At 60.9% G+C, this 10,987-nt stretch carries 5 protein-coding genes; 2 read left to right on the top strand and 3 right to left on the bottom strand.

What is annotated here, in order from left to right:
* Positions 1-86 precede the first annotated feature (86 nt).
* Entirely contained in the window at positions 87-3,428 is a 3,342-nt protein-coding gene (treS, locus tag HU765_RS26255; protein ID WP_186623993.1) for a maltose alpha-D-glucosyltransferase, read from the top strand.
* A 2-nt stretch (positions 3,429-3,430) separates the two neighbouring features.
* On the top strand, positions 3,431-5,662 hold the full coding sequence (gene glgB / locus HU765_RS26250; protein WP_186623989.1) for a 1,4-alpha-glucan branching protein GlgB: 2,232 nt from the start codon (positions 3,431-3,433) through the stop codon (positions 5,660-5,662).
* A 156-nt stretch (positions 5,663-5,818) separates the two neighbouring features.
* On the opposite strand, the gene HU765_RS26245 is transcribed toward glgB, so the two are convergent.
* From HU765_RS26245 to HU765_RS26235, 3 genes are all read right to left on the bottom strand, one after another.
* On the bottom strand, positions 5,819-6,886 hold the full coding sequence (locus tag HU765_RS26245) for an autotransporter outer membrane beta-barrel domain-containing protein (protein ID WP_186623988.1): 1,068 nt from the start codon (positions 6,884-6,886) through the stop codon (positions 5,819-5,821).
* A 323-nt stretch (positions 6,887-7,209) separates the two neighbouring features.
* A complete protein-coding gene (locus HU765_RS26240) occupies positions 7,210-9,714 on the bottom strand; it encodes an autotransporter outer membrane beta-barrel domain-containing protein (RefSeq protein WP_186623986.1) in 2,505 nt (834 codons plus the stop codon).
* 197 nt (positions 9,715-9,911) lie between these two features.
* Positions 9,912-10,694 (bottom strand): endonuclease/exonuclease/phosphatase family protein, encoded by a 783-nt coding sequence (locus HU765_RS26235; RefSeq protein ID WP_186623984.1) that lies wholly within the window; start codon positions 10,692-10,694, stop codon positions 9,912-9,914.
* Between the last annotated feature and the right edge of the window lie 293 nt (positions 10,695-10,987).

Genomic DNA, 10,987 nt, shown 5'->3' with positions numbered 1-10,987 from the left:
CGCCCCAACGGGGATAAATCCCCTCGCCACAGGGGGCACCAATGCGAGTCCCTCGGTGGTATTAGTGAATTTTTCAGGAGTTCCACATGGCGAAGAAACCCAAGGCCGCTGCCTTCATCAAAGACCCGCTCTGGTACAAGGATGCGGTGATCTATCAGGTTCACGTCAAATCGTTTTTCGACTCCAACAACGACGGTATCGGCGATTTTCCCGGGCTGATCGCCAAACTCGATTACATCGCCGACCTGGGCGTCAACACCATCTGGCTGTTACCGTTCTATCCTTCGCCGCGCCGTGACGACGGCTACGACATTGCCGAATACCGTGGCGTGCACAGCGATTACGGGACCATGGCCGACGCCAAGCGTTTCATCGCCGAAGCGCACAAGCGCGGTTTGCGGGTGATCACTGAGTTGGTCATCAACCACACCTCGGACCAGCACCCGTGGTTCCAGCGCGCGCGCAAAGCCAAGCCGGGTTCGGCGGCGCGGGATTTTTACGTGTGGTCCGATGACGATCAGAAATACGACGGCACGCGGATCATTTTTCTCGACACGGAAAAATCCAACTGGACCTGGGATCCCGTCGCCGGCCAGTACTTCTGGCACCGTTTCTACTCGCACCAGCCGGACTTGAACTTTGATAACCCGCAGGTGATGAAAGCGGTGCTGTCGGTGATGCGTTACTGGCTGGACATGGGCATCGACGGCCTGCGCCTGGACGCGATCCCGTACCTGATCGAACGCGATGGCACCAACAACGAAAACCTCCCCGAAACCCATGACGTACTCAAGCAGATTCGCGCCGAAATCGACGCCAACTATCCCGACCGCATGTTGCTGGCCGAGGCCAATCAGTGGCCGGAGGACACCCAGCTGTATTTCGGAAACACCGACGCTGCCGGGGTGAATGGCGATGAGTGCCACATGGCCTTTCACTTCCCGCTGATGCCGCGCATGTACATGGCGCTGGCTCAGGAGGATCGCTTCCCGATCACCGACATTTTGCGTCAGACCCCGGAAATCCCTGCGAACTGCCAATGGGCGATTTTCCTGCGCAACCACGATGAATTGACCTTGGAAATGGTCACCGACCGCGAGCGCGACTACCTGTGGAATTACTACGCGGCTGACCGTCGCGCACGAATCAACCTGGGTATTCGCCGTCGTCTCGCGCCGCTGATGGAGCGTGATCGCCGTCGCATCGAACTGCTCAACAGTCTGCTGCTGTCGATGCCCGGCACGCCGACCCTGTATTACGGTGACGAAATCGGCATGGGTGACAACATCTATCTTGGCGACCGTGACGGCGTACGCACGCCGATGCAGTGGTCGATCGACCGTAATGGCGGCTTCTCCCGCGCGGATCCGGCCAGCCTGGTGCTGCCGCCGATCATGGACCCGTTGTACGGCTATCAGTCGGTCAACGTCGAGACCCAGTCCGGCGATCCACATTCGCTGCTGAACTGGACGCGGCGCCTGCTGGCCGTGCGCAAGCAGTCGAAAGCCTTCGGCCGTGGCACGTTGAAAATGCTCTCGCCGACCAACCGCCGCGTGCTCGCTTACACCCGCGAATACACCGACGCCGATGGCAAGCATGAAATCATCCTGTGCGTGGCCAACGTCTCGCGCAGTGCGCAGGCCGTGGAACTGGACTTGTCGGCTTACGTCGGCATGGTGCCGGTGGAGATGCTCGGCGGTAACGCGTTTCCGCCGATCGGCCAGTTGAATTTCCTGCTGACCCTGGCGCCGTACGGCTTCTACTGGTTCGCCCTCGCCGCAGAAAACCAGATGCCGAGCTGGCACGTCGAACCGGCGCAGAGCCTGCCGGACTTCACCACGCTGGTGCTGAAAAAACGCATGGAAGAACTGCTCGAAGCGCCGTCGCGCACGACGCTGGAGCAAAACATCCTGCCGAGCTGGCTGCAGAACCGTCGCTGGTTCGCCGGCAAGGACGCGGCCATCGAGAAGGTCAATCTGGCCTACGGCGTGCGCTTCGGCGACGCGCAGCATCCGGTGCTGCTCAGCGAGATCGACGTCACCAGCGCGGGCCAGACCAGCCGCTATCAGCTGCCGTTCGGCTTCATTGCCGAAGATCACGTCGGCCCACCGTTGCCGCAGCAATTGGCGCTGTCGCGCGTGCGCCGTGTGCGTCAGGTCGGCTTGATCACCGATGCGTTCAGCCTGGAAACCTTCGTCCGCGCTGTGCTGCAAGGCATGCAGAACAACACCGTGCTGGCATCGAGCGAGGGTGAAATCCGCTTCGAACAGACCCCGCACCTGGAAAAACTCGGCCTCGGCGCCGAGCCGGACGTGCGTTACCTGTCCGCCGAGCAATCGAACAGCTCAGTGGTGATCGGCAACAGCCTGGTGCTTAAGCTGATACGTAAAGTCGCTTCTGGCGTACACCCGGAACTGGAGATGAGCGCTTACCTGACCGAGGCCGGATTTGCCAATATCTCTCCGTTGCTGGGATCGGTGATTCGCCGCGATGCGCAGGGGCAGGACAACCTGTTGATGATCGCTCAGGGTTATCTGAGTAATCAGGGCGACGCCTGGGAGTGGACACAGAACAACCTTGAACGGGCGTTGCGCGATGAACTGGCCGATGCCGTCTCGGAACAGGAGCAGCATTACAACGCCTTGGGCGAATTGAAGGACTTTGCCGGCATGCTCGGGCAGCGTCTGGGCGAGATGCATCAGGTGCTCGCCGCGCCAACCGACAATGCCGACTTTGCTGCGCAAGTGTCTTCAGGCAAAGACATGCAGGCCACCGGCAAGGACGTGACGGCACAGGTCGAACACGCCTTGAAATTGCTCAAGGAGCATCAGGGCGAACTGAACGCAGCGGACCAGAAACTGGTCAAGCGTCTGCTCGACGAGAAGAAAACCATCCTCGCCCATGTGCAGGATCTGGCGAAAAAAGCCACCGGCGGTTTACGCATTCGTGTGCATGGCGACTTGCATTTGGGCCAGGTACTGGTGATCAAGGGCGATGCCTATCTGATCGACTTCGAGGGCGAACCGGCGCGGCCGTTGAGTGAGCGTCGTGGCAAGCACAGCCCGTACAAGGATGTCAGCGGTGTGCTGCGTTCCTTCGATTACGCGGCGGCAATGACCATCAACGTGCACAACGTCGACAACAGCCCTGAAGCCGAAGCGGCGCGCCAACGGGTCGCCGAGCGCTATCTGCGTGAAGCCCGCGAGGCATTTGTACAGGCATATCGTGAGGCGGCAGCTAGTCTTGAACATGCCTGGCAAGACCCGGAAGGCGCCGACGCTGCGCTGGCGTTGTTCGGCCTGGAAAAAGCGGCCTATGAAGTGGCCTATGAGGCGGAAAACCGCCCGACGTGGCTGCCCGTGCCATTGCACGGTTTGTATGGATTATTGGCAGGGCTTAAACCCTTTTCCGATCTTGGTGGAGAGTAGTCATGAGTTTCTCGAACAAGGAACAGGGTGTGGTCAAACAAGCATTGTTGCCCTCGGCACGTGATATCGACGCATTGGTGCGGGCAGAACATCAGGACCCGTTTTCGATTCTTGGCCCCCACGGCGATGGCGTCGGCGGGGAGTACATCCGTGCCTACCTGCCCGGTGCGCTGAGCGTTGTCGTGCTGGACAAGGACAGCGGTGAAGAACGCGGGCCGCTGCAGATGACCGAAACGCCGGGATTGTTTGTCGGCCATTTCGATCAGGCACGGCCGTATCTGTTGCGCACGCGCTGGGCGGGCGGCGAACAGGTTACGGAAGATCCCTATAGCTTCGGGCAGTTGCTCGGCGAGATGGATTTGTACCTGTTTGCCGAGGGCAATCACCGCGATCTCAGCGCTTGCCTCGGTGCCCAACTGAAAACCGTCGATGGCGTCGACGGGGTGCGCTTTGCGGTCTGGGCGCCGAATGCCCGGCGGGTGTCGGTGGTCGGTGATTTCAACGTCTGGGACGGGCGCCGGCATCCGATGCGTCTGCGCCATCCGTCCGGGGTCTGGGAGCTGTTCATTCCGCGCCTGCAAGCCGGCGAGCTGTACAAATACGAAATCCTTGGCGCCCACGGCATTCTGCCGCTCAAGGCCGACCCGATGGCGCTGGCCACCAGCCTGCCACCGGACACCGCCTCGAAAGTCGCGTCGCCCTTGCAGATCGACTGGCAGGATCAGGACTGGATGAGTGCGCGCCAGGATCGGCACCAGCATTCAAAGCCATTGTCGATCTACGAGCTGCACGCCGGTTCCTGGCAGTGCGAGCTGGACGACCTGGGCGAAGTCGCGCGCCAGTACACCTGGCCGGAACTGGCCGAACGGCTGATTCCTTACGTCAAGGAGCTGGGGTTCACCCACATCGAACTGATGCCGATCATGGAACACCCGTTCGGCGGTTCCTGGGGTTATCAGTTGCTCTCGCAGTTCGCCCCGAGCGCGCGTTACGGCACGCCGGAGCAATTCGCTGCGTTCGTCAATGCCTGCCACCAGGCGGACATCGGCGTGATCCTCGACTGGGTGCCGGCGCATTTCCCCACCGATACCCACGGTCTGGCGCAGTTCGACGGCACCGCCCTGTACGAATACGGTAATCCGCTGGAGGGTTTCCATCAGGATTGGGACACGCTGATCTACAACCTCGGCCGTACCGAAGTGCACGGCTACATGCTGGCGTCGGCGCTGCACTGGCTCAAGCATTTCCATGTCGATGGCCTGCGTGTCGACGCGGTGGCCTCGATGCTTTATCGCGACTATTCACGCAAGGCCGGGGAGTGGGTGCCGAACCGCCATGGCGGACGCGAGAACCTTGAAGCCATCGACTTCCTGCGGCACTTGAACGACGTGGTCGCGCTCGAGGCGCCGGGCGCACTGGTGATTGCCGAAGAGTCGACTGCCTGGCCGGGCGTCAGCCAAAGCACGCAGCAGGGCGGACTGGGCTTTGCGTATAAATGGAACATGGGCTGGATGCACGATTCGCTGCATTACATTCAGCAGGACCCGGTGTACCGCGCGCACCACCACAACGAACTGAGTTTCGGCCTGGTCTACGCTTGGTCCGAGCGTTTCATTCTGCCGATCTCCCATGACGAAGTGGTGCACGGCAAGCACTCGCTGATCGACAAGATGCCCGGCGATCGCTGGCAGAAATTCGCCAACCTGCGCGCCTACCTGAGTTTCATGTGGACTCATCCGGGCAAGAAGCTCCTGTTCATGGGCTGCGAGTTCGGCCAGTGGCGTGAGTGGAACCACGATCAGCAACTGGACTGGTACCTGCTGCAGTATTCCGAGCACAAGGGCGTGCAGAAACTGGTTGGCGATCTCAACCGCCTGTATCGCGAGGAGCCGGCCCTGCACGATCAGGACGACGCGCCTCAAGGCTTCCAGTGGTTGATTGGCGATGATGCGATCAACAGCGTTTATGCGTGGCTGCGCTGGAGCAAGGACGGCGCGCCAGTGCTGGTGGTCGCCAACTTCACTCCGGTGCCGCGTCAGGGCTACCGGGTGGGCGTGCCGTTTGCCGGACGCTGGGCAGAGTTGCTCAACAGCGATGCCGACATCTACGCCGGCTCCAATTACGGCAACGGCGGCGGGGCGCTTGCCGAAGAAGTGCCGAGCCATGGCCAGGCCTTGTCGCTGGAGCTGAATCTGCCGCCGTTGGCGGTGTTGATTCTTAAGCCGCAGGGCTGATTCGAAACCGCGTCGCTGCCATCGCGAGCAGGCTCACTCCTACAATTTGGAATGCGTTCACCTGTAGGAGTGAGCCTGCTCGCGATAGCGGCATTACAGCCAACCATGACTTCCCGCCTGTACATCTCCCACAGGGGATTTTCGGTGATCTGAAAATCACCAGCGCATCCGTACCCCCAGGCTGCCAATGATCCCATTCAAATCGTTGTCATCGACATCGCTGCTGTAATCAGCGCTGACATACAGACTCACTGCCGGCGTCACCCGCGCCACCAGACCCAGCCCCAGTTCGACCGTCGATGACTTGCGGCTGCTGCTGATCTTGTCTACCTGATCCAGCGTTACCGTGTTGCCGGTATACACGGTGTGCCAGAGGTTGGTGCGCACATACGGTTCGACCGGCAGGCCGTTCAAGTCATAACTGCCTTTCAAGCGTGCGCCGACACGGCCGCTCCACGACGTCAGGTCCGAGGATGAAGCATTGCCGGATCCGGCGTATGGCGTGTCGAGGCTGATGCGCTGGTTGATCAATTGCGCTTGCGGTTCGACCACCCAGTGGTCGCTCAGGCCGATGGGATAGCCGCCTTCCACGGAAAAAGTCATCGCGGTGCCTTCGGTGACTTGTCGGGCGCCTTGGCCGTTGCGGCTGAAACCACTGACCCGGCCACCGCTGGCCGACAGGTCGACGTGCCAGCCCTGCGCACCGATCAGGCTGTAGTAGGCGCCCAGGCTTTGGCCTTGCAGGTTAAGGGTGTCGGTTCCGGCATCGGCTTGGGCGCGACTGTTGTACAAGCCGCTGGTGTTGCCTTGAATCTGATTGACCCCTCCGATCAGGCCGATCTTCTGGGTATGGCTGGCGCTTCGCAGGGTCAACACCGCGGGGCCCTTGAAGTCTCCGCTGCCGGGTGTCGCAAAGCCTGAAGACAGCACGTCGGTCTGGGCCTGGCGGGCGCTTTTGCCGTAGAGCTGATCCCAGGCGCCCGGGGCGAGTTCTTCGGTCATGAGGCGGCTGCCCGACAAGTCGCGGCGTGGATCAAGGCGCTGCGGCCCGGGCGTAATGACGGTCGCAGGCAGGGTCATGACCGGTACATCCGCGCGATACCACGGGGTGGCTTCATCCGCCGCAGGGCCTGCCTGCACCTCCATGGATGAGCACAGCAGGACAGAACTCGACACTGTGCAGATAGTGATTTTGATCTCGTGTGAGGTGAGCGAAGTTTTCATGGAGGTCTACCTTGCAGGCGCATGCGGCATCTCGATTCTGGCGTCTCTCCTACCCCGAATGAGGGGCGACCGAATGGGGCGGGGCGAACCGTGGCCGCTCGATTTTGCGAGTGCCTGGGGGTCAGCCCCGGTGAGTGTTTCCGGGGGTAGTAAGCTTGAGATAAGAAGAGCTACGGCTGTCCGTCAAGAAATTGAACGATGAGCGGTCGTTATAAAACAGGCAGCGCAAGCGCTTGTTTTTTGGCGGATAACTAAGTGTCTGTTTGAATGGAGAATCGCAATGGCGGCTGCGCGATGCAGCCGCTTTATTGCCGACGGAAGGTCTACCAGCTAATGCGCACGCCCAGGTTGCCGACGACGCCACGCGAGTCATTGCTGTCAATATTTCGGCTGTAATCGGTGCTGGCAAAAATACTGACGGCGCGATCGAGTGTGAGCACGACGCCAAGACCGATATCCGCCGAAGAGGATTTCTGTTGCGTGGTAATGACATCGCTGGTTCCGAAGGTCACCGTGTCGGTGCCGGAGAACGTATGCCACAGGTTGGTGCGAAGGTAGGGTTCCAGCGGCAGGCTGCTGACGTGATAGCGTCCCTTGAGGCGAGCACCGAGACGGCCGGTCCAGGCGCTGTCCGAATCGAACGAGACCTTTGAGATACCGTCGTTCTGGCTGTCGAGGGAAATTTTCTGGTGAATGACCTGAGCCTGCGGCTCGATCACCCAGGTGTCATTGATCGCGAACGGATAACCGGCTTCGGCCGACAGCGTCAGCGCATGTCCGCGGTTGTCCAGTTTGATCCCGCGATCGGAATGATTGTCGCCGTCGAAACGGGTGCCCATCACGACGGCATCGATGTACCCGCCGGAGGGATCGATCAGTGTCCAGTACAGGCCATAGCTGTCGCCCTCAAGCTTGATCTTGCCGGCGCTATTGCCTTGAAAGCCTTCATTGAAGCCATCGACATCGCCTCGCAGGCGACTATGCCCGACGAAGAAACCCACACGCTGGGTTTGACCGCCCACGGTTTGTGCGCTGTACAGATCGTTGCCCGCCTGAAAACCGTTGAGCGAGCCATCCAGCCGTGGGGTGACGGTGCCGGTCCAGGTTTGCTCGAGATTCTTGCCGTAGACCCGAGCCCAGCCGGCACTGAATGCGCCGGTCTCCTTGAGCAGGCGCTGATCACCCTGGCGATCGTGAAAAGTGCCCAACGCATTGAGCGTCAGTTGGGCGGCGGCGGGTGGCAGCACCGACCACGTCGGGACTTCCGGTCGGTACAGTGGAATCGGTGCGGCCCCGGCCACGGCGGCGGGCAATACCGGTAACGGTGCGCTCCCGGCCGGTGCCACGGCCGCTATGGGCACGGCTGTCACCGGCACGAGGATCGGCGGCAACGCCGGATCCGGGTTGGGTACGCTGATCACCTGCGGCGAAACAACGGCTGAGCGCAAGTACCAACTGTTTTCGCTGCCGGCCGTCACGCCGCCCTTGAACAGGTAGTAGTCATAAGCCCCGGCCGACACCGGGCCGTTGAGGGTGAAGGCGTTATCCGTGCTAACCGTGCTGCCTTGGGCCTGGACCAGCTGGATGCCGTTGAGTCGGGTCAGTGCGCCCAGCCCGCCAAGGTTGTCGACGGTGATGACGGTGGCGCCACTCAGGGTGCCATTGTTGACCACCAGTCTGTCGCTTGGCGAATCATCACCACCGACGCTGGTTTGCAGCAGTAACTGGCCGCTATTACCGACATAGTTGCCCTGTACCGTCAGCGTATCGTCGGTGCGATTGCTGTTGCGGGCCAGGTCGATGACCCCGCCATTGTTGAAGGTTGCCGTCTGCCCGGCCAGCGCAGATCTAATCACGCCCTGGGTGGAAAGCAAGGTGCTGTTGCCGTCAAGGTTCAATACACCGGTGCCGGTATCCGCGTCCCCCAGCGACAGGCTGGAAAACCCCAGGTCCAGTTGCGAGCCATTGCTCACGTTCACCGTCTCCCAATTGACAAAGCGTTCAGGCAGCGCCGTTCGGGTGTTGTCGAGCGTCAGCGCATCACTGCCGACACCGCCATCGATCCTGGGGGGAAGCGCGATAAGGCTGTCATCGAGGCCATTCAACGTCGCGCGGTCATTACCGGCGTCCAGCAGGATCGCCGAGCGGATGATCCCGCCGCTCCACGACAATGTGTCATCACCGGCACTGGCGCGAATCTCGCCGACGATTTCGCCACCGGTCACCGTGATGCTGTCGTTGCCACCGCTGACACTCACGTTACCGCCGATGCGCCCGCCGGAGACGATGATGGTGTCAGTGCCGAAGCCGGTGACCAGATTACCGAAGATTTGCCCGCCGGACAGATCGAAAAAATTGTTGTCGAGTTTCATGTCAACCCGGCCAATGGTGCCGCCGGTCATGCGCGCGACATCGCCATCCTCAAACGCCGAGTCGATGGCGCCGCCAGTCATCAGGAAGGTGTCACGACCGTCGCCCTGGGCAAGGAAGCCAATCTGGCCGCCGGTCATCACAAAGTCATCAATTCCGCCGCCCTGGCTCAATTGCAGCGTGATTCTGCCGGAGTTCATCTCGACCCGGTCGGCGCCGTTGCCGAAGGTTACGCTGCCATTGATCTGGCCGTTGCCGTTGGCAGGAAAGGTCAGACTGTTGTTACCCGAGAGGTCGGTGAGCGGGCCGCTACTGCCGCTGTCACATGAATAGCTGTCGTTGCCTGCGCCGGGTGTCAGCACGCAGGCGGACCAGGCCGGCGGGCTGACGAGCAGCCCGAGGCAAGCGGGCAAGACGAAGGTATGCGGCAAAGTCCTCAACGTTCTGATAGCTGGCATGTCAATTCCCTGCGTGACGATGGGAAGTTCATCCTTGTAGGGTGCCGGACCCAAAAAAAAGCCTCTGGAGTTGAGGAACTACATAAGGTGTGTACCCTAACGTTCTGAAGTCGCCGATCCTTCAGCTTCGGAAGGTGTAGAAGAAATTTGCCCCCTCAGCCGCTCCGACTGACGAACGGTCGTGCGCCGCATCGTGGTTACAGGTGCACTTCAACCGCCAGCGGCAGGTGATCGGACAGGTGCGTCCAGGGCTTGTTGCCGAGGATCTGCGGATCATGGCTACTCGCGTTGCGCAAGTAGATGCGGTCCAGGCGCAGTAACGGAAAACGCGCCGGGTAGGTTTTCGCCGGGCGGCCGTGATGGCGTTCGAAGGCTTCGTGCAGGTAGTCGCGTCGGGCGAGGGTGGCATTACCCTGCAACTGCCAGTCGTTGAAATCGCCGGCGATGATCACCGGGGCGTCATCGGGCAGGGATTCCAGCAACTGGCAGAGCAGTTGCAACTGCAATTGGCGATGGCTTTCCAGCAGGCTCAAATGCACGCAGATCGCATGAACCTCAGCATGCCCCGGCACATCCAGCACACAGTGCAACAGGCCCCGGCGTTCCGGGCCGGTGATCGACACGTCGAGGTTGCGGTATTCGCGAATCGGGTATTTGGACAGCAGTGCGTTGCCGTGATGGCCATCGGGATACACCGCGTTACGCCCGTAGGCAAAATCGCTCCACATGCTGTCCGCCAGAAATTCGTACTGCGAGGTTTGCGGCCATTCGTTGTAGCGGCTCGAATGGCGCTCGTGTTCACCGACCACTTCTTGCAGGAACACCAGATCGGCCGAAGTGCTGCGCACCGCTTCGCGCAGTTCCGGGAGAATGAAGCGCCGATTCAACGCGGTGAAGCCCTTGTGGGTGTTGACCGTCAGCACGCGCATGCGATGAATGTCAGGCGCGTCGACGGCGTGACGTTTGGGATCGCTGGACACGTTTACTCCTCTGAATGGGGTCTGCCTGTTCATGCGACTGATGCGAGGGGGCGGCAGTTCCGTTTTGTGAACGACGCAAGCAATGTAGGAGTGAGCCTGCTCGCGAAAGCGGTGGGCCAGCCAATGCATGTATTGACTGACGAGGCCCCTTCGCGAGCAAGCCCGCTCCCACAGGTTTATAGGGCGCCAGCAAGTTTTGTGAGCAGTGAAGACCAGTGTGGGAGGGGGCTTGCTCCCGAAGGCGGTGGGTCAGTCAGCATCGATTTCACTGACCCGGCGCTTTCGCGAGCAAG

The sequence above is a fragment of the Pseudomonas sp. SWRI81 genome, assembly GCF_014268545.1.
GTDB lineage: Bacteria > Pseudomonadota > Gammaproteobacteria > Pseudomonadales > Pseudomonadaceae > Aquipseudomonas > Aquipseudomonas hamedanensis.
Note: the sequence above shows the minus strand (reverse complement) of the source record. Positions and strands in the feature narration are given on the sequence as shown.

What these genes read in the sequence shown, in the direction of transcription:
- treS (WP_186623993.1), top strand. Translation starts at nt 87, where the DNA reads ATGGCGAAGAAACCCAAGGCCGCTGCCTTCATCAAAGACCCGCTCTGG.
- glgB (WP_186623989.1), top strand. Translation starts at nt 3,431, where the DNA reads ATGAGTTTCTCGAACAAGGAACAGGGTGTGGTCAAACAAGCATTGTTG.
- HU765_RS26245 (WP_186623988.1), bottom strand. Translation starts at nt 6,886, where the DNA reads ATGAAAACTTCGCTCACCTCACACGAGATCAAAATCACTATCTGCACA.
- HU765_RS26240 (WP_186623986.1), bottom strand. Translation starts at nt 9,714, where the DNA reads ATGCCAGCTATCAGAACGTTGAGGACTTTGCCGCATACCTTCGTCTTG.